The sequence below is a fragment of the Mucilaginibacter sp. R-33 genome, from assembly GCF_049949235.1.
In the GTDB taxonomy this organism is placed as follows: domain Bacteria; phylum Bacteroidota; class Bacteroidia; order Sphingobacteriales; family Sphingobacteriaceae; genus Mucilaginibacter.
The window spans coordinates 5478488-5497639 of sequence record NZ_CP188089.1 but is presented as its reverse complement, the minus strand read 5'-3'; the positions used below and the strand labels follow the sequence as shown (position 1 = coordinate 5497639).

16 protein-coding genes are annotated in these 19152 nt (G+C 43.9%); 7 read left to right on the top strand and 9 right to left on the bottom strand.

Going from position 1 to position 19152, the window contains the following annotated elements; genetic code table 11:
• Positions 1–63: 63 nt before the first annotated feature.
• A complete protein-coding gene (locus ACP26M_RS22735; RefSeq protein WP_426583548.1) occupies positions 64–1662 on the top strand; it encodes a S8 family peptidase in 1599 nt (532 codons plus the stop codon).
• A gap of 13 nt (positions 1663–1675) precedes the next feature.
• Positions 1676–3184, top strand: a complete 1509-nt coding sequence (locus ACP26M_RS22730) for a carboxylesterase/lipase family protein (RefSeq protein WP_426583546.1) — start codon at positions 1676–1678, stop codon at positions 3182–3184.
• A gap of 445 nt (positions 3185–3629) precedes the next feature.
• On the opposite strand, the gene ACP26M_RS22725 is transcribed toward ACP26M_RS22730, so the two are convergent.
• The 3 genes from ACP26M_RS22725 to ACP26M_RS22715 form a co-directional block, all read right to left on the bottom strand.
• Entirely contained in the window at positions 3630–3860 is a 231-nt protein-coding gene (locus tag ACP26M_RS22725) for a hypothetical protein (protein ID WP_426583544.1), read from the bottom strand.
• A gap of 55 nt (positions 3861–3915) precedes the next feature.
• Complete coding sequence (locus ACP26M_RS22720; protein WP_426583542.1) at positions 3916–4851, bottom strand: DUF6268 family outer membrane beta-barrel protein; 936 nt, start codon at positions 4849–4851, stop codon at positions 3916–3918.
• A gap of 237 nt (positions 4852–5088) precedes the next feature.
• The gene (locus ACP26M_RS22715) at positions 5089–6255 is read right to left on the bottom strand and encodes an aminotransferase class V-fold PLP-dependent enzyme (protein ID WP_426583540.1); all 1167 of its coding nucleotides are present in this window, start codon (positions 6253–6255) and stop codon (positions 5089–5091) included.
• 56 nt (positions 6256–6311) lie between these two features.
• Between ACP26M_RS22715 and ACP26M_RS22710 the strand changes: the two genes are divergently transcribed.
• The 5 genes from ACP26M_RS22710 to ACP26M_RS22690 are packed head-to-tail and all read left to right on the top strand — an operon-like array spanning position 6312 to position 12221.
• A complete protein-coding gene (locus tag ACP26M_RS22710) occupies positions 6312–8081 on the top strand; it encodes an FAD-binding protein (protein ID WP_426583538.1) in 1770 nt (589 codons plus the stop codon).
• The gene (locus ACP26M_RS22705; protein WP_426583536.1) at positions 8074–8931 is read left to right on the top strand and encodes a methyltransferase domain-containing protein; all 858 of its coding nucleotides are present in this window, start codon (positions 8074–8076) and stop codon (positions 8929–8931) included. The genes ACP26M_RS22710 and ACP26M_RS22705 overlap by 8 nt, the downstream gene beginning before the upstream one ends.
• 2 nt (positions 8932–8933) lie before the next feature.
• Complete coding sequence (locus ACP26M_RS22700) at positions 8934–10031, top strand: hypothetical protein (protein ID WP_426583534.1); 1098 nt, start codon at positions 8934–8936, stop codon at positions 10029–10031.
• A gap of 19 nt (positions 10032–10050) precedes the next feature.
• Positions 10051–10821, top strand: coding sequence for a hypothetical protein (locus ACP26M_RS22695; protein ID WP_426583532.1), 771 nt, complete (start codon positions 10051–10053; stop codon positions 10819–10821).
• 17 nt (positions 10822–10838) lie between these two features.
• Positions 10839–12221: a leucine-rich repeat domain-containing protein gene (locus tag ACP26M_RS22690; RefSeq protein WP_426583530.1), complete on the top strand. Its 1383-nt coding sequence runs from the start codon at positions 10839–10841 to the stop codon at positions 12219–12221.
• A 391-nt stretch (positions 12222–12612) separates the two neighbouring features.
• Here ACP26M_RS22690 and prfH read toward each other — a convergent pair whose 3' ends face one another.
• The 6 genes from prfH to ACP26M_RS22660 form a co-directional block, all read right to left on the bottom strand.
• Positions 12613–13227 (bottom strand): peptide chain release factor H, encoded by a 615-nt coding sequence (gene prfH / locus ACP26M_RS22685; RefSeq protein WP_426583528.1) that lies wholly within the window; start codon positions 13225–13227, stop codon positions 12613–12615.
• A gap of 2 nt (positions 13228–13229) precedes the next feature.
• Positions 13230–14630: an RtcB family protein gene (locus ACP26M_RS22680; protein ID WP_426583526.1), complete on the bottom strand. Its 1401-nt coding sequence runs from the start codon at positions 14628–14630 to the stop codon at positions 13230–13232.
• Positions 14631–14635: 5 nt separating this feature from the next.
• A complete protein-coding gene (locus ACP26M_RS22675) occupies positions 14636–15367 on the bottom strand; it encodes a hypothetical protein (RefSeq protein WP_426583524.1) in 732 nt (243 codons plus the stop codon).
• 459 nt (positions 15368–15826) lie between these two features.
• The gene (locus tag ACP26M_RS22670) at positions 15827–17101 is read right to left on the bottom strand and encodes an alginate lyase family protein (protein WP_426583522.1); all 1275 of its coding nucleotides are present in this window, start codon (positions 17099–17101) and stop codon (positions 15827–15829) included.
• A gap of 302 nt (positions 17102–17403) precedes the next feature.
• Positions 17404–18357 carry a hypothetical protein gene (locus tag ACP26M_RS22665; RefSeq protein ID WP_426589755.1) on the bottom strand — a complete coding sequence of 318 codons (954 nt, stop codon included), beginning with the start codon at positions 18355–18357 and terminating at the stop codon, positions 17404–17406.
• A complete protein-coding gene (locus ACP26M_RS22660) occupies positions 18255–19142 on the bottom strand; it encodes a family 43 glycosylhydrolase (RefSeq protein ID WP_426583520.1) in 888 nt (295 codons plus the stop codon). Before ACP26M_RS22660 ends, ACP26M_RS22665 begins: the two co-directional genes overlap by 103 nt.
• Positions 19143–19152 lie beyond the last annotated feature (10 nt).

Here is a 19152-nt window from a genome sequence, read left to right as displayed (position 1 = left end):
TTTTAAATAATTAAAAACCTACTTTAGAGTTTTTGTACTTATAAACTATTACTGAAAGTATTAATGATAAACAATTTTCCGCTTAAAAAGCTTGTGCTGGTAGCCGGGCTTTGCTTACCTGTATTCACTTATGCGCAGGAAGCTCCAAAAACAAAACCCAACTGGCAAAACCTTGATCTTAAAACCGATTCTGTATTTGGGATCAGTACCGAAAAAGCATACAACGAACTGTTAAAAGGCAAAAAACACGTTACCGTGCTGGTAGCCGTAATTGATGGGGGCATTGATGTGGACCATGAGGACCTTAAAAAGGTGATCTGGAACAACCCGCAAGAAACCGCCGCGAATAAAAAGGATGATGATAAAAACGGTTATGCTGATGACATGCACGGCTGGGATTTTATTGGCTCGGCCAAGGGAGATGTACATTATGATAACCTGGAGCTAACCCGCCTTGTACGGATCAACAACGCCCGCTTTGCCAATGCCGACAGTACGAAACTTACTGGTAAAGACCTTGCCGATTTTAAAGCATACAGCGCTATGAAAGCTGATATGGATAAGCAGGTTGCCAAAGCACAGCAAACCTATACGGTGATCAATAAATTCAACACCCTGCTTGATGGGGTATTGACGAAGCTGGGCAATCAAAACCCAAGCCTTGATGATATCACCAAATTTGAGCCTAAAGATAATGGCGAGGCCTATGTTAAACGTGTATTGGTAAGCGCCCTGCCTTCGTTTAAAAATGTAGCCGAGTTCAGGGAGAAAGAGGTAAACGGCGGCTTAACTCACTTTAAAGAGCAGTTGGATTATCACCTCAACCTTAATTTCAATTCGAGGGATACCGTGGGCGATAACTATAACAATGCTAATGAGCGTTTTTACGGCAATAATGACGTAACAGGCCCGGATGCTGATCATGGCACCCACGTTGCCGGGATCATTGGCGCGATACGGGATAACAACCTTGGTGTTATGGGTGTGGCCAATGATGTAGCTATCATGTCGGTACGTACAGTACCTACCGGCGATGAACGCGATAAGGATGTAGCAAACGCTATTCGTTATGCTGCGGCTAACGGCGCTAAGGTGATCAACATGAGCTTCGGCAAAAGTTACTCGTACAATAAAAAAGCTGTTGATGAAGCAGTGAAATTTGCTTTAAGCAAGGATGTGCTGCTGGTACATGCCGCGGGTAATGACAACAATAACACCGAAGTTGAACTGAACGTCCCTAACCGTATTTATGAGGACAAAAGCGGCGTAGCCGGTGCCTGGATAGAAGTTGGCGCATCGGGCCCTAAAGACGACGAAACGCTGAAAGCATCTTTCTCCAATTATGGCAAAACCAGTGTTGATGTGTTTGCACCGGGTGTGGCCATTAATTCAACCACACCAAAATCAGCCTATGCCGAGCATGATGGTACCAGTATGGCGGCACCGGTTGTAACCGGTCTGGCAGCGCTTATCCGTTCATATTATCCAAAATTAACGGCTGTACAGGTTAAGGAGATCATCATGAAATCGGTAGTGAAAATATCGCATAATGTAGAGATTAAAGATGGAGAGACTAAAAAAGAAGTTCCGTTTACCGATCTTTGTGTAACCGGCGGCGTTGTTAATGCTTATAACGCGCTTCAGCTGGCTGCCACTTATTAAGATCAACCATGTTATGAAAAATATCATCCGCCTGATTCCGGGTTACACGTTTTTACTGGGCATATTTTTAGGTTTTACCACCTCTGCCCAAACAGTTGTAACAAAAGTATCAGGTGGATGGATAAAAGGTATCGAAGAAGGGCCAACCCTGGTATTTAAAGGCATCCCGTATGCTAAACCACCGGTTGGCCCTTTGCGTTTTATGCCCCCGCAGCCAATGATGGCATGGAAAGATACGCTTTCATGCGAAAAATTTGGAAGCCCGGCATCGCAGGGTGGCGGCACAGGCGGACTAAAAGGCAGCGAAGATTGCCTGACATTGAACGTTTATACACCAACAACAGCAAGGGATGCCAGGCTTCCGGTGCTGGTATGGGTACATGGCGGCTCGCTTACAGGCGGCTCGGGTATGGGGATGAACGGGCACGCTTTTGCCGACGATGACAGTGTTGTTACCGTTACCATTAATTATCGCCTTGGCGTTTTCGGCTTTATGTATTTGGGCGATGTAAACAAAGCTTATCAATCATCCGGAAATAATGGCCTGCTCGATCTGATCATGGCGCTGAAATGGATCAGGCAAAATATTACGGCGATGGGCGGCGATGCTTCGAAGGTTACCGTCATGGGCGAATCGGCAGGCGCAAAACTCACCAGTGCCCTGTTGGCAACACCGCAATCCAAAGGCTATTTCAACCAGCAGATTTTAGAAAGCGGCGCCGTGCAATGCATCCGGGATTCTGTTACCGCTAAGGGCATCAGGCAGCGGTTAATGACCGAGCTGGGTGTTAGCAAACCTGCCGATCTCCTCAAAATCTCCGCCGAAAAACTTATAGCAGCACAGGCAAACATCAGCAATGGGGCACAGGGCACCAACTATTTTGGCCCCGTGATAGATGGCGCGGTGATTTCGCAGGATCCATATCAATATATCCTCAAAAACAGGAATGATAAAGTACACTTCCTCATCGGTACCAATAAGTTTGAAAGTAAAATGTTTATGAATTTTGATAAACGCCTCAATCACCCCGATAGCACAGTGCTATATGGCTGGTTTGGTGATAATTACCGTTATATTTTATCAAACTTTGAAAGTGAGGCTAAAAATGGCAGTGCAGATAGCGCCGCCATAAAAGTACTCACCCAATACATGTACCAGATGCACAGCTACCGGCTGGCTAACACATTAGCGCAGGCAGGCAGCCACGTTTGGATGTACCGTTTTGATTACAAGCGCGATGGTACCGGTGCAACCCATGCCGATGAATTAAGCTATGTTTGGTTTTTACCCAAACAAAACAATTTTAACGATACAGAACTAAAACTGGCTAACCAAATACACCAAACCTGGGTAAACTTTATAAAAGGCAAAGCTCCGGGCCAGGTTAATGATAAGCAATGGCCTCATTTTGTAGCCGGCGAAAATAATATCATGGTTTTTGATACCGTTTCGGGACCAACGCAGCTTAACGATATTTACAACGACAGGGCCCATCCTTCTTCCTGCTTTGTACTAAAATAGTTGCCCTGGATGCGGTTTAAAATGGTTTGATAAAATCTTATTGAAAAAGCCGTCATTGCGAGGAACGAAGCAATCCCCAGTTAGCAGAGTTGCTCCGTATAGTTCGGGATTGCTTCGTTCCTTATAATGACATGATTGTAAGCTATTGATTATAAGTATATTTTCGATTGACTTTATAGATTTGGGCGTTGCCTGCGGCCCGGGCTTTACGTTACAAGTCCTCGCTTTTCCGGCCCGCAATCCCCATCCGCGCTGCGGGCTTTGCACTGCAATCCCTAACGCGGCCCCGCATAATATCCCTAAAATATATTTTACATGCCATAACGGCTTTTTTCAGATTGCCTTGATGCTTTCTCAATAACGCGTTTCATCTGTTTTTTAACAGCTCTTCGGGTTTATTTGACAAGCGAATAGGCATACAAGTGTTATAATCCGGGCTTTGTGTTTATTCAAGCGGCTGGCACTTGTAGCCATAATCTTTAAGGATGCCCACGACAGATTGCGGTGAAACATCCGGGCCCTCTATCCTCAATACTTTATCACAATCTTCCAGGTCAAAATTTACACTGCTATTGGTAATCCGTTTTTGAAGCAGGCCCACCAATTTTGCGGCCTGCGCTGGATCCTCAACATTTGTTTTAAAAACCTCGACCATTAAATTAATAGTTGTTTCCATTGCTGCGGTTGATTGATGTTATACATTGATAAGGAATACTTGCACCGGCTCCGGGTTAAAACCGGTAGCTGATCCCTGATTCGACGGTAAAGCCGGTCTTTTTCAGTTCGACCAGGGGAACACGTTTGTTCAGGTCGTTAAATGGTGCCCAGTTAACTTTTTGATCTTTATTGTACAAGTCAAGCTTCTGCACAAAATTGTACCCGCCGCTTATTTGTACCGAAAAGTTTTTAGCCAGCTGGTAATTATAAAAAAGCGTGTTTTTATACTGCTGTACCTGTAAATAATTTGACCCGGTTTTTTTTGACAACCGGTATGAGCCCCCGCCAATACCAAAGTCGCTGCTGAAACCAATGATACTTTTATCGTTGAGCTGGTATTTTAATTTTTCGGAAACGGGCAGGGTGCCGCTAAGGCTCAGTTTTTCGCTGATCTGCCATTCTATCCCGATAACCGGCAGCAGTATCGTACCAAAAAACTGCCTTGAATAACCCACACCAACGGCGTAGGAAAAGCTTTTAGACTTACGGATCTTGAGCATGGCAAAGCCTGAATATAGCATGTCTTCGCCCGAAACATCTTTCAGGTCGGATGATAAGGTAGGGATTGCTGATACCAGCAGCGCGTACTTTGCAGAAAACGATTTTTGAAAAGTGATGGGCACCGAAATAGAATAAAAATCAGTACCGCCGAACGATTTTCCTGTTCCGGATAAGGAAAGCCCGCTGTAACTAACGCCGGCAAGTAAAAAATCAAGCTTTCCGTCCCTGAAATTATTTATCAGCGGTACGTTGAGCGAAGCATTCACTTGCCTGATGTTCATGTTTTTATTTTTAACGGTAAACGGCGAGTAGGAGTAACCGGCATCAAATGATCCGATTTTGGGTTTAAATACTGAATCGGCATTGGTTGCCGTTTTTTGCTGGGCGCCTGCAGTAAATTTAAACGAAATCAAAAAGATAACAAGATAGATCAGGAATGTTGCTTTCATAGCATTTGTGTTGTTAAGACGATTATTAAAATTTGTCTCTTAAACACGCCTGAAGCGTTTTACCCTCATTGCTGTTGATGATATTTTTTTAAAAGTGGATTTGGATGGGTGGGGTGGGATAGTTCGGGCTATTTTTTATTAATAAACGGACGTCTTTCGGCCAGGGATATGGTTAAGCAATTGAAGCCCAGTTATGGAAAACGTTAAAGCACCACAACCTGTCAGCATAAGAAGAGATCAGTGCGAAAAATTGATTATTAATTGTATTAGTTTATTACGGTCTTTTGCGCTCATAGCGGGATATACTGGTAAATAAACAAGATTGTCTAATGCTAATTCTTCAGGTTTGGGAACGCCGCCCGCCTCGCTCAACTTGATTAAGCTTGATGCTTTTTGCGAGGCATCAAAACCGTTATTACGCAAGTGTTTGATCAGTGCGTCCGGATTATGGGTTTCAACAGGCATCACCCAGTAAGAATGCCTCTTGTTGTCAAAACCAATTTTATAATTATCGGGGATCTTTGATAAAATATCTTTGGCTAATTGGATCCTTTTAGTAATACTATTTTGATCAAAGTTAGCAAGCTTTTTTCGGAGCAGCCTTTGATTTGGAGTGGAAGGCTGATGCCGGATCTGTCTAAAAATATCGTTGCCGGGGAAGCCCTTTGTAAAGCCACCTAATACCTGTTCAAAGTCCTTTCCCAAAGCCATTACTAAATTATAAAACCCGGTATAAATACCTTTATTGGTGAGCAGCTTTACAAACAGCACTTTAAAAAGCTTTTTAAAATAGCCTGCAGTACTTTGTTGATGGTAGCGCCTATTTTGCGCAACAACCTCAGCGTACAAAGCCGGGTCTTTTATTTTGATCATCGCCCCGCTAATAGCCGTATTGGTTTTAATAAAGCCAAAGCTAAACATCACTACGTCTGATGCGGGATTCCCGCTATATAAATTACCGGCATATGCTTGTGCGCAATCCTCAAATATAATGAGGTTATACTTTTTTGCTATGGCAACTATCGCTTCAATTTCCATGATACCGCCAAAAAGGTGAGTGATCAGTATGGCTTTGGTTGCAGGTGTAATTGCTGCTTCCACCTGGGCCGGGGACATATTTAAGGTATACTTATTAACCGGGATGGGAACAAGCGTTAATTCGTGCCAGTTAATTATGGCGAACATATCCGGGATATTGATATCAGTAACAATCATCTCGAAGCCCGGCGGAAAATTCAAAGCATTTAATACCAGATCGATTCCAGTTCTCACCGAGAGGCAAACCATTTCGTTAGCGCATTGATCAACATCCGGCCCTGGTGAGCGAAAGCGATCAGTAAGGCAGTAATAAGCACCTTCAACCAAATTCTTATAGCTGATATATAATTTACCTCTGGGTATCATGTTACATTTATATACGCGGCTATAATTATAATTGAAAGTAATGATATATTAGCGTATTGCCAAGACCATCCATGCGCCTGAAACAAAAACTACCTGTAACCTATCTGCTATTTTCTTTTAACGGCCGCTTATCAAAAGGGGCTTTTTGGCTGGCTTCCCTGTTTTACTGGTGCACTTTTTACGTGTTGTACAACTTGTTATTGCTTGCTGGCGAAGGTGCTACGTTTATTCTATATCCTTTATTATTCTGGATCATTATAGCTACTTCTATTAAGCGCCTGCATGATCAGGGCTATTCAGGCTATTGGCTGTTTACTGTTTTAATACCCGTGCTTGGGCCATTATGGTTATTCTGGCGGTTAGGTTTCAAAAAAGGGGATTATACGCCAAACCAATACGGTTCGGTACCCGGGTCGGCACCCGATTATTTGAAAAACGATGAAGGTAAAGAGATCCCCCACCTTAAAACCGATGAGCGTATTATTGACGATGTAACCCGGCTGAACCCCGTATTGGTTAGTAAAATTGCGCGTCCAACTTCGGTCGAAGAAATCTGCGAAATTGTTAAAAACGCTACCGGCGCTATCTCCGTAGGCGGCGGCCGTTTCAGCATGGGTGGACAAACAGCAAGCCCGCATAGTCTGCATATTGATATGCGCGGAATGAACAAAGTACTGGAGTTTTCAGCAGCAGATAAACTCATCAAAGTACAGACGGGTATCCGCTGGTGCGATATTCAGCAATATATTGATGAGTATGACCTGAGCATCAAGGTCATGCAAACCTACGCCAATTTCACGGTAGGCGGCGCATTGAGTGTTAATGCCCATGGGCGATATATGGGCATGGGGCCGGTTGTTTTATCAGTACGGTCAATTGATGTTGTGTTAGCCGATGGCTCGTTAGTACATGCTACTAAAACAGAAAACCCGGAAGTATTCTTTGGCGCAATTGGCGGTTATAATGGCATTGGCGTTATCGTTCAGGCTGAACTCGAGTTAGCCGATAACCTGGCCATTAAACGAATTGATAAAAAAATGAAAGTTGAAGAATATAAAGATTACTTCTTCAAAACCATACGCGATAATTCACAGGTAGTTTTCCATAATGGTGATATTTACCCTCCAAAATACACGCGTTTAAGAGCTGTAAGCTGGATAGAAACCACCGAAAAGCCGACAGTTAAAACCCGGCTGATGCCACTGAAAGAATCCTATCCGCTGGAACGGTATTTCCTGTGGGCGTTTACAGAAAGACCATTAGGCAAGCCTTACCGGGAGTTTATAATTGACCCTTTACTGTTCAGGGGCAAAAAGATCCACTGGCGCAACTACGAAGCCGGTTATGATGTTGCCGAACTGGAACCCAAATCACGAATCAACAGCACTTATGTATTATTGGAATACTTTGTTCCTGTTCAGCGCTTTGAGGAATTTGAACAAGCCATGGCCGAAATATTTATCCGTTTTAATGTTAACGTGCTTAATGTATCCATCAGACATGCCAAAGCCGACCCGGGTACTTACCTGGCATGGGCACGGGAAGAGGTATTTGCTTTTGTGGTTTATTACAAGCAACGCACAGATCCGGCATCTAAACATGCTGTTGCTGTATGGACCCGTGAACTGGCTGATGCCGTAATTGCTGTAAACGGTGCTTATTATTTACCTTACCAGGTACATCCAACCGCGGCACAGTTTCATAAAGCATATCCTAACGCGCAAAAGTTATTCGACTTGAAAACCAAGCTTGATCCTGGCTATAAATTCAGGAACATTTTTTGGGATACCTATTATCAACCATTAAAACCCACAAGCAATGGCTAATACATCCGAATTTAAAGCAGTATTTAACGACACCAAATGGAGCGACGATTTTTACCGCTTTTTACAGGTGATATTTCATTTGTATCCCGAGGATAAATTCCATCAATTAATAAAAGAAGAAACCGCCATAGGCAAAACCGATGAGGAGATCTATAAATCAGTTCAAAGCAAATTGAAAGGCATTAAGCCATTCTTATCAGAACTAACTTATGCCTTGCCAGCGCTTAAAAAGCAAAAAAAAGAAATAGTCAGGCAAACACTGGGGTTATTAGGCGATGTTAAACAGATCTCCGGTTATGCCGAGATCGGTTCTACCGGTCGTTATATTAGTCAGCTAAGAAAAGAAATCAAGGTCACCGGCCCGATATATCTTATTAATGATCTCGCGCCAACCAATTCGCCGGGAGACATTATGGAGCGGGGGCAGCTGGGCAAGCTGGGCAATTTTGTGGATATTAATGGCTATAACCCAATTAGTAGTTTAACTATTCCTGATGCAAGCCTGGACGTGGTTACGTGCTATATTGGTTTACACCACTGCCCGGTAGCGAAGCTGGATGGGTTTGTGGAATCGATATACCGAATCCTACGGCCCGGCGGCTCGTTTGTTATCCGCGACCATAATGTTAAAACGCCAGAAATGGCCACCTTTGTTTCTTTGGTGCATACGGTATTTAATGTGGGATTGAACGAAACCTGGGAGTTTGAAGCCAGAGATTTTAAAAACTTCAAGTCCGCAGATGAATGGGCAGCCATTATTGAGCAGGCGGGATTTAAAGATGCCGGTAAACGAATACTACAAGATAAAGATCCATCCGATAATACCTTAATGTTGTTTACCAAAATATAGGCATGAAAAGGCTAAGGATACTGACATTAATTGCGCTGCTACTGGCTATCATAACTTTTGTTGTTAAAAACAGGAAGCCATCCACTGTGCCTGCCGGGAAGGGTTTGTTGGTGGATAAAGCCTGGCTGTCAATTAATAAGCACCCGCTAACACCTCAGGCAGCCGTACGTCCGCCTGATCAAACTTTTCTGACCTACCCCGAATGGTTCCTGGTGTTTAGTCCGGCTGAGCAGGCAGATTACTTTAAAACCCATACTTCAACCACCTTTCCATACCTGAAACATGTTGACCAGATGTGGGGTGGTTACGGTGTAATGTACGATCAGATTAAAGGCAATTTCCCTTTCAATACCGGTTATCATGTGATGATATGGGTAATAGCCGGCAGCACAACCGTTGAGTACGGTATTAAATCATTTTACGAGACCATTGTTGGCCGGGTGACCGACATCAGCTCCAACGAAGAAATGACCGCCGAAGATAAGTTTAACGCCGACTATGAACAGAGCTATGTGAAATTTATTGAGGCGCTGCCATGGTACGAGTATGATTTTAACCATCAGCTTAAAATGTTGTGGAGCAGCACCTCTTTCTCCGGTCCGCATTTGCTTCGTAAACTGGAGAGGCGCTATTATCTAACCACCGAACTATTGGTTAAAAGCGGCTATGGCTGGTTGATTGGCCTCGGCACCAAATCGGCTTATGAAACAGCCTCGTTGCAAACAGCAGTAATGATGGATAGGCTACCCACAGGCTTGGATACAACCGGATTTATGCATAATGTAAAAGTATTGCCAAACGGTATGGTGCTGGCTAATTTACCGCGTTATGCTGAATTCAATACAGCGGTTAATAAGCTGGCAGAAAATGGTGTTGGTTTTACTGAGATTGCCGGAAATAAAAGTGCTATTATGCTTACTGTTTTAACTGACAGGCCTTTAAATGTTACCGGTAATTATAAAATACTATTTACTCAGCCAATCTTTACCAAGCCGGGCTTAAGCAGGGTTGCTATAGTGACAACGGTGGGAAACCTTAGCTCGCTTGTAAGAACACTTAAACTAAAAGGAGTGACGATAGAGCATATTTATGATTATTAATTAATTCTTTCTACAACTTATGAAAGTTAACCTACTTATTATATTAATAGTATTTAGCCTCGAAAGTTGTTTAGGCCAAACTGATAAAAAGCTAATCAGTAACTGGAATACGCATCCAATTCCTACTAATCCGGACAGCCTCAGAAAATATGGTTTCTCTTTTCACGAATGGGCTGTCTATAAGAAAAACGATTCTGTTTTTGTGGTAGATAAGAAAGAACTTCCATCTCCTCAATTACCTTTTAAAATTAAAGTTAAAAAAGCTGATAGTCGTGACTTTGGGGGAAGGGCTTCAATCTTGAAAGTAGAAGATGGTTATTTAGTGGGCTTTTACAGAGGTGAATGGGGTGGTGCTCTATACTGGGTTTCAAGTGATGGTAAGAATTATTATAAAATATCAAATCATGAGATAGTGCAGTTTATTAATAGAGGAGGCAAACAATACGCCATTGAAGGGCTTGCACACTTAGGAACCTCGGAAGGAAGCATTATTGAAATCTACAAACCAAATGATAAGTGGGCTGTAAGAGAACACTTAAAACTACCAACAGCACCAGAAGCTATTGCATTAGATCATCAAGATAACTTTATCATTATTACTTCTAAAAGTTTGTTAAAAGTAGGTCGAAATGCACAAATATTTTTTTTAGTAGATAAAGGATTATGGTACGCGGCTCTTTATCCCAATTCAATGGTTATCAGAAATAATATTATTTACGCAGGCATGCGCGCGGGAGTTTATCATTACGATCTGAGTACAGGGAAGGATTCCTGGTTGTTGCCATATTAGTATTAGCGATTCCAAGCTTGACAAAATTGAAAAGATCAAACATAACTCCGCTCAAAGCCCTTGCCATATTGGCCATCTGTTTAGGCCTTGCAATAATTTACTTCACCGGTGGGTTTGGACTGGGAATAGGGATATTGATGATGATAAGTTCAATATTACTTTATCTCATTAATTATTTTGCTTCCAAGACTAAACATTTTAAACTAATACAGATGGGAGTATCGGCAGTATATATTTTTACTGTTTCTTATTGTGCTTTGAAATGGCAGGAACATACAACTTTTATCTTCTCTAAAGCATCCAGGGGCGCAGCAGGGATAGTTTTCGGAATTCAAGGTTACCCTGAGCTACCTCCAGCTTTTCTTTGGACTAAAACTGTTATCATCCCGGATAGCGGTATTGTCATTACGTCTACAAAAGAGGAAGAGATGCCAACCTGGCAACGATACCGGTACTCCGATAGATCTGCAGTTGAAACGAATGACATTGAATGGAACCCAAACTTTCAATATCCCTGCATTAAAAGCAAGGGAATAGTAAAGGCATGGTTATTTAGCAAAAGGGGGCAATCCGATTCATTAGCGCAGAAGCGTATAGTAGAAATTGTGAACAAAATTGATGCAGGCAAATTGAAAACCCTTTATACGTCTTCAGGAGTGTCAATTGTAATGGCTAATGAGGGAGCGTATCTAAATCTTCAAGGTGCCGGACTTGCTTACCTGCCCGATGCTGTCAGCACATTACCAATTAATACAATTTACCTCGCACAGAATAAATTTACAACAATACCCTCACAGCTTTATAAAATTAAATCACTTCATAGTGTTTATTTGGGTGCAAACCCCATAAAGTCACTTCCTGATGATTTGTATAAAATGCGAGGGCTAAAAAGCCTGCTGGTAGGAAAAACGGAAATCAACGAAATTAAAACTGATCTTTCAAACCTTGATAGTTTAGAATACCTTGATATTTCTGGCAATAAATTGTCAATGTTTCCTGAAAAAATCAAGACTGTTCCCCACCTAAAATGGCTCTCAATTGAAGAAAATGAGTTTAAAGATTTGGGCTTCGTAGATAATAAATTAAGTGGGCTTCAAACATTACAGGTCTATAGCAATAAGATTAAAGGCATCTCTGATAATATTCGCTATCTGTCAAATCTTAGAGAATTACTAATTTTTGATAACCAAATAGATAGTATCCCTAACTGTATAGGTTCGTTGGTTAATCTCGAAAAACTTGAAATTTGGAATAACCCACTTCGTTATATTTCTCCTGAAATCAAAAAATTAACAAAATTAAAAGAGATAAGATTGGATGACAATTACTTATCAAAAGAAGACAAGACACAGTTAAAGCAGTGGTTGCCGCATTGTGATATTCACTTTCAAACCAGATAAATGATTAATATACTGGTGCCGTGTCGACAGTATCAATAGGATCAGCCGATAGTTAATTTATTAACGAAACGGATAACAAGATACTTTCCGCTGGGACAACAACGTTTTGGCCAAAAACCTTACAAGTCTATTTTTTACGCAGATTGGGATTGGAACATATCAATAAAACTTACGGAAAGTGTTGTGCCGGTGCAGTACCTATAAAAAAACAGGCTTTTAGAAATTAATCTAAAAGCCTGGTAACCGATATGTGGAGGATATCAGAGTGTTCAAAACCTCTAAAACAACAGCCAAACGCCGTTTTGAGGCTTTTATTAAACCTTACCATTTATAAAAACATCGATTTTTTACCTTTTCTCACGAAAAAACCCGGTTACTTTTGCCGCGTGTTTTAAATTACTGCCCTGATGGTTTTAACCGGATTACCACGCTCCAGGGCGTTATGCTCCTGCCATTGACTTTGCTGCTGCTCTATCAATTTTTCTGTTTGCCAGATCAGTATTTTGGCTTCCAGCCGGGCTAAACAAAGCTTCTTGTTTTCGAGCTGCGACCGGGTATCCATTGCCATAACTTGCAGTCCCGATGGTAAATGGGTTCCCCGAACCGCGGTTTCCACCTTGTTTACATTTTGGCCGCCTGGCCCCGACGAACGACAGGTTTCCAGCTTTACATCTTTAGGGTTCCATTGCATCAGTTCTTTTACGTCAAAAACAGATACGCCTACAAACCAGTTTTTACGCTTATGGTATTTTCGATACGGACTTTGCGCTATCCATTGTATAGTGCCGTTCCATTCTTTTACAAAGGCATCCAGGTTATTACCTGTAGCCATCATCGTAGCGGATAGTAAAGTGCCGTTTAACCCGCCGGCTTTGTTTTCCAGTACTTCAAGCTGAATGCCTTGCTGTTTGGCTTGCTTCAACATCAGGTTTTGTACGCGGGCTACAACCCGGCAGCATTCTGCCGGGCCTTTGCCTGAAGTGATTTGTATCATCATCTTTTTCATCACTACTCCTTATTCATCCGAACGATACGTGGATAAAACTTGCCCTGAATATCAACCAGGTCGCTTTGCACCGCCATTACGGCCTCGATATCCTTATAAGCTAAGGGGTTCTCTTCAACGGTACCGCCAATTAAGGTTACACCTGCATTGGTCAGCAACTTTTTCATGGCCGAAACCGTCATGCTGTCTTTAGCCTTTTGCCTGCTCATGGCCCGGCCGGCACCGTGCGATGCAGAATATAAAGCATCACTTGCGCCTTTGCCCGATACCAGGTAAGCCGGCGTGGTCATGCTGCCGGGGATAATACCCAGCTCGCCTTGATGCGCCGGTGTCGCGCCTTTGCGATGGATAATAACCTCCTGGCCGTCAGCCAATCGATCTTTCCAGGCAAAGTTGTGGTGGTTCTCTACCACGTGCAAAGCTTTCAAGCCTAAAGCCTTTAAAAGGTTAGCGTGTATGCGCTCATGACAAGCTTTGGCATAATCTCCGGCGAGGGTCATGGTTAACCAATATTCCTGGCCCGCCTCGCTGTCCATATCCAACCAGGCCAGTTGCTGTGCGTGGCGCGGAAGTTTGCAGGTATTCATGGCTATCTGCGTGTACTGCCTTGCTATTGCCGAACCTAAACCCCGGCTGCCTGAATGTGTTAACAAGGCCGTGTACTTTTTAGCGGGTAAACCTAAAGCGTTATCAGCCAAAAGTTCAATCTCGCCAAACTCCACAAAGTGGTTTCCGTTGCCCGATGTGCCTAATTGCCTTACCGCCTTACTCCGCAGCGGTTTCAAAAATGGGATCTCATCAAATACCCTGCTATCCAGCACTTCATGCTCCTGCCTTACCTCCAGGCCCCCTTCCATACCAAAATGAGTATGATTTTTTAAGGCTTGTTTAATTTGATATTCGAACCGTTTTAGAAAACCATCGCTCTCATCAATAATCGACAACGCCATGCGGCAGCCAATATCCATACCTACAGCATAGGGAATTACCGCGTTGTTTGCAGCGAGTACGCCACCAATAGGCAAACCAAAACCCATATGCGCGTCAGGCATTAACGCACCTTGAACGCTTACAGGCAGCATATTAGCCAGCTCCATTTGTTTTTTGGCCGATTGCTCAATACCCTTGCCACCGTAAGTTTTGCAGTATACCGGTTCATCACGCAGTGCAAACGCTTTAAAGGATGGAGCATCCGTTTTGCCAATTACCTTTTCGGCTATCTTGCTTGTTAACTTATCATCCAGAAATGCTTCCGGATCGTTCTTAATATCCACCAATAAGTCCAGTAGCTGCTGCTTACTATGGTGCTTGAAATTTTTAGAGATTATACCAATAACCAGGCTTCGCAGCTGATCATTATGATAACCTATTTTACTTAAATCTTTTGTTCTTAAATTGCCCATGTGGGTTATGTTTCTAATTCCAGGTAGGCTTCTTTACAGGCATACCTGGGTGTGTTTTTAAATTTGTTAATGTATTTTGGCCGGTCGTTAAACTCATTTTTCCAGCGATAGCTCCGGCCACGGGTTAACAGGTTAATGCGCGGCCACAAGTGGTTGTTATCAATGTGTTCGTCTATCCACGCTAATTCCCTTTCAATATCCGCATCGATCATTTTGATATGCGTAACCATATGTGGTACCACCTTCAGCACATATCGCCAGGGCTCGGCAAACACGTATTTCACCTCGGTACGGTAGGTTTTAACATCAAAAGTTTCAACACGGGTAAAGCAAACCTTTTCCTGTTCGGTTAAATTGATCCTGTTGATATCCCAGCTATGCTGCGACAACTCACGCAGCATTTGCGGTTTAGCCTGGTACACATAACGTTGTTTTCGTCGTCTTTTCCGTTTGAAGGATTTGTCCTGATGATATTCAACCGTGTTAATTTTCATTAGCAAGGCTTCATAAAAGTCATTCCCCGGGTTATGCTTATGGTCATCCCGCAACACAAAAAAACGTTTCCAGCCACGTTGATACGGGTGTTCAAGCGCAACCATAGGCAAAAGCCTTTTTTGCACCCTTAGTTCATCGCGCCGTTTGTCAAGCTGTATCAGTTGTTTATCCCGACCGGTTTTAACGAGCCGCCTTTTGCGCCGTGCCGATTTGACACAGCGCGGCCATTCATGTGTGTTCATCACACTTTCATTTAATTTTCCTGAATTTGATTTTTGATCTCAGTTCGTCCTTGAGTAAGGATATACCCTTGTTAGAGCGCTCAAAAAATCCAGTGAATTTGGGGGCAGGCAAAATAATGCACAGGTTACTGACGCAACCGTTTAATTATTTAATAAAATACAGGGTTTGCCTGCCTGATCAGGCAATGAGCGAAAGGGGCGATATGTAGATTTGCTCTGTCATGATTCCTTGATATTTAAAAGATTAACAAATCAGGAATTGGATACAAAGATAGAATTTAATTCGAAATATCAAGAGGCGGCTATTTAGTTTGCAGGTTTGGGCCGCAACGTAGCTACAATTTCCATCGCCAGCGCTTGCTGTTTATGATTTAAACTGCGCATATCTATTACCATAGAAAAGCACTGGCTTCATCAATATTTGACAAAGCCAGTGCAGCCTGTTTAGTTGTTTGTTGTTTAACGGGAGAAGGTCAGTGTGCCAAAGCCTAATTGATCATAGCCGCCACTATTACCTCCGTAATCGCCGCCACCTCCTTCGGGGCGTACTTTAGTTGCAAATTGGGTAGTATAGGTGGCTGTTTTTCCCTTTACTTTAACATAATAGTTATAAACAAGTTCCCAACCCGGGCGAACATTGCCCCGGCCTCCGCTTGAAATAACGGTTTGGTTTGAATTTTCACAGTTATTATAAGTTGTATAAGGAACAGTGTTGGTTGTATTGATGTTGTAAGCCGCGATATATTCGCTTACCCCCAAAAGCGGCGGGTTAACGTGGTTCCAGGGATTATAGTCGAAAAAGTTTTGGCCCTGGTTGTATAACATCTGGCAAAAAGTGCCAAAGAGCGGAACTTCCATCGTGGCATGTCCCTGGTCTCTTCCGGCTTCCTGCGCCTGGTCCATTCCGTTGGGATAGGTAGCGGTGGTTACACGCCCTATATACGCGGTACCAACACCACTGTGCTGGTAATAATTTATAGCGTAATTAACTTTACTGATATCATCACAAAGAATGCCAATGGCCAGCACGGTACAAAGGTTTGACATATCCCAATTTAACCAGTAATGTGTTCCGCAGGTATTGTTATGCCTCGCCAGGAAATCGCTTGATACGGGATAATACACATTAAGCATAAAGTTTTTAAAAGCGGTAAAATCGGATGCCGACCAGCCACTGTAGCTACGCATAATTTCAGCCGCGTTGGCCCATTGGTAACCCTGCAGGCCGGCTGCAAGCTGTTTGTTACTATCGCCGTCAATCAGTTTGCATTTTGCGGCCCACGCGTTCATAATAGCCACGGCATTATTCCCGCAGGCGGTATCGCCCTTAATTTTCCAGCGTAATGCATTTTGATAAGCCGCGGCCGCGTCCTGGCAAGCCAGTATGTAATTCTCGCCTTTTCCGCTTGCCGCCTTCCCGCGCACAATAGTATCTACCGGCCTGGGAACATACGTAGCAGATGAATGGCCGTTAGCAACGAGCTTGTTCCAGCCGTCGAGCCAGGGTTGCGCCCCGGCATTTACTTTGGCCGTCATCCGGGCAAAATCCGCTGCCGAATGCAGCATTCCCGGGTGAACAATGGTTGTTACGCTGCCTAACGAATATGACGTTAAATTTTTGCCTGCTACACTGTCTTTACCGCCGGTTGTTACGCTCTGAACAGATACCGGTTTGCTGCATCCGCAAAGCGAGGCTATGACACAAATAGCCAAACGAATTGATTTACTTTTCATTTTGTAGATATAATTAAATTTAGTGAGCAATATTTTACTTATAGTCTGAGCAAAACTCCATTATAAGACAATAAAGCAAATTATTTATACTCTCTGGAAAGTAATATTAATCAAAAATTAAATTTTAAATCGAATTGGTGGTATATCAGTGGGTTCACATTCCTGTGTTTATAGATAAATAAGGGAGGGCACCGGTTCAAAAACAGCTAAGTTTTTTTCATAGACAGGCATGGCTGGCCAAATGAAACAGCCGATAATTGCACCATATAGCCCTGCATCATACAGGTAAACTTGCCGCGGGTTTATGGGACAATTTCCTGCCAGCTAAAAACGGTACCATCTTTTTTGCCGGGCAGGGTTCCGGGCCAATCGGCCCCGTACAATTCGCCGGTATGAGGGTTCAGGCCCACAAAACGGTTGGTATGTAACGAGAGCAGCATGCACTGGCCCCGCAGCATATCCTGCCACAGCAGCAGGCTGGCGGCAGTTTCCTGTTGGCTGAGCCGAACGTCGGCCGCCATACCCTGGCCGGTAATGGTTACAAAGCCGGTACCGTTCATGGCCTGCAGCACAACGCGGCCATTTCCCCGGTCAATCACCCTGAATTTACAGCCCGTGTCTTTTTCCTTGGTTCGGTAACTCCGTCCGGGGACGAGCATGCCGTGGGGATCGGCCCGCACCATCCGGCCATCGGCCAGGTTGGTTAGTGTAATTGTTTTTCCGATGGGCAGGTTTTTGGATCGGTCAGCCATAGGCTCCTTCAGTTCAAATTTACTGAATGCGGCATAGCCGCCTTCTTTATTTTGGGTATTATAGGCAAACAGCGCAAAACGGGTACCCTGGAATGTTTTTAACTGGTAAGGCAGGCGAATGGTATCGCCAAGGCTTTCAAACCGCGTTCCGTTAGTGCTGTAGCTCAGCCGGGCAACATCGTTATCAAAATCGCCGAAGGCCCGTAGGCTCACCCGCGGCGATTGTAGCGGCTTATCAATAGTTTGATGCTTATACTGGTCAAAAAAACGCAGCGTATACCGGTTACCCTCATGCAGTACGGCCACCCAGGCGTAAGGGATGTTCATCAGGCCTAAACCGGCGATATCTCCTTCCTTCAGACGCGAGGCATCCAGGATTACTGTAGCTTCGCTCTCGGGGCCTACGCAGCGTTGGGTAAGTGTGTTGTGTGCCCATAAAAAATCTTTTGCGGGCAGGGTGCGCAGCTGTAGTTCGCCGGCTTTAAGTTTCCAGTGAGTGTTGATGGGGTTATGGTTCCACTGCCAGGCGGAGACCAGCCGGCCCAATTTAAAATCGTCGCTCCGCACGTAAGGGGCATGCGGTACTGATGTGTTGTTAGGCTTAAACCAGGTTTTGGGCGAGCGGCCCAGGTTGTCCGCCAGGCCAAAGTAAGGCCAGCCATCCTGCCAGGTAACAGGCGAGAGGAACGTAGTACGGCCCACCGACCTGAAGTCCATCTATTGGGTTCAAAGCCGCTAAGGTCGGGCTTGAGTTCAATCATCCTGATTTCGCTTTGCCCGTAAACGATGTAGATCCTGTTGTTTTCGAACAGAACCGAAAGGTCATAAACAGGCTTTTTAAGGTCATATTGTTTCCAGGGGCCGGCCGCGCTTTTAGCGGTAAATACCTGCAGGCCGTGCCGGTTTATGTTGGAGAAAATATAAAATGTACCGTTGTGGTACCTGATACAGGGCGCCCAGATCCCCTGCCCATAAGCTTCTTTACCGTTGCGCAGGTTAAAATCATCGCTGTCGTCAAAACGCGGAAGTGCGTAACTCACCAGCCGCCAGTTCACCAAATCGGTAGAGTGCAGCACCGGCAGGCCCGGTACGCTATGCATGGTGGTACCTGTGATGTAGAAATCGTTATTTACCCGGATCAGGTCGGGATCTGAAAATTCGTCGTAGAACAACGGGTTGGTGTAGGTGCCGTTACCATTGTCGGCCGTCCAGGATTGCGCGGCGGCCGGAGCCGTGGTCAATATACTGTAAACGAGTAATAATTGCAGTGCGGATATTAAGCGGATCATCGGGTTGGTA

Excerpts from the sequence above, each read along its gene's own strand:
- ACP26M_RS22720 (WP_426583542.1), bottom strand. The coding sequence starts at position 4,851 with ATGAAAGCAACATTCCTGATCTATCTTGTTATCTTTTTGATTTCGTTT.
- ACP26M_RS22695 (WP_426583532.1), top strand. The coding sequence starts at position 10,051 with ATGAAAGTTAACCTACTTATTATATTAATAGTATTTAGCCTCGAAAGT.
- ACP26M_RS22700 (WP_426583534.1), top strand. The coding sequence starts at position 8,934 with ATGAAAAGGCTAAGGATACTGACATTAATTGCGCTGCTACTGGCTATC.
- ACP26M_RS22725 (WP_426583544.1), bottom strand. The coding sequence starts at position 3,860 with ATGGAAACAACTATTAATTTAATGGTCGAGGTTTTTAAAACAAATGTT.
- ACP26M_RS22680 (WP_426583526.1), bottom strand. The coding sequence starts at position 14,630 with ATGGGCAATTTAAGAACAAAAGATTTAAGTAAAATAGGTTATCATAAT.
- ACP26M_RS22675 (WP_426583524.1), bottom strand. The coding sequence starts at position 15,367 with ATGAACACACATGAATGGCCGCGCTGTGTCAAATCGGCACGGCGCAAA.
- ACP26M_RS22735 (WP_426583548.1), top strand. The coding sequence starts at position 64 with ATGATAAACAATTTTCCGCTTAAAAAGCTTGTGCTGGTAGCCGGGCTT.
- ACP26M_RS22670 (WP_426583522.1), bottom strand. The coding sequence starts at position 17,101 with ATGAAAAGTAAATCAATTCGTTTGGCTATTTGTGTCATAGCCTCGCTT.
- ACP26M_RS22715 (WP_426583540.1), bottom strand. The coding sequence starts at position 6,255 with ATGATACCCAGAGGTAAATTATATATCAGCTATAAGAATTTGGTTGAA.
- ACP26M_RS22660 (WP_426583520.1), bottom strand. The coding sequence starts at position 19,142 with ATGATCCGCTTAATATCCGCACTGCAATTATTACTCGTTTACAGTATA.
- prfH (WP_426583528.1), bottom strand. The coding sequence starts at position 13,227 with ATGAAAAAGATGATGATACAAATCACTTCAGGCAAAGGCCCGGCAGAA.
- ACP26M_RS22705 (WP_426583536.1), top strand. The coding sequence starts at position 8,074 with ATGGCTAATACATCCGAATTTAAAGCAGTATTTAACGACACCAAATGG.
- ACP26M_RS22730 (WP_426583546.1), top strand. The coding sequence starts at position 1,676 with ATGAAAAATATCATCCGCCTGATTCCGGGTTACACGTTTTTACTGGGC.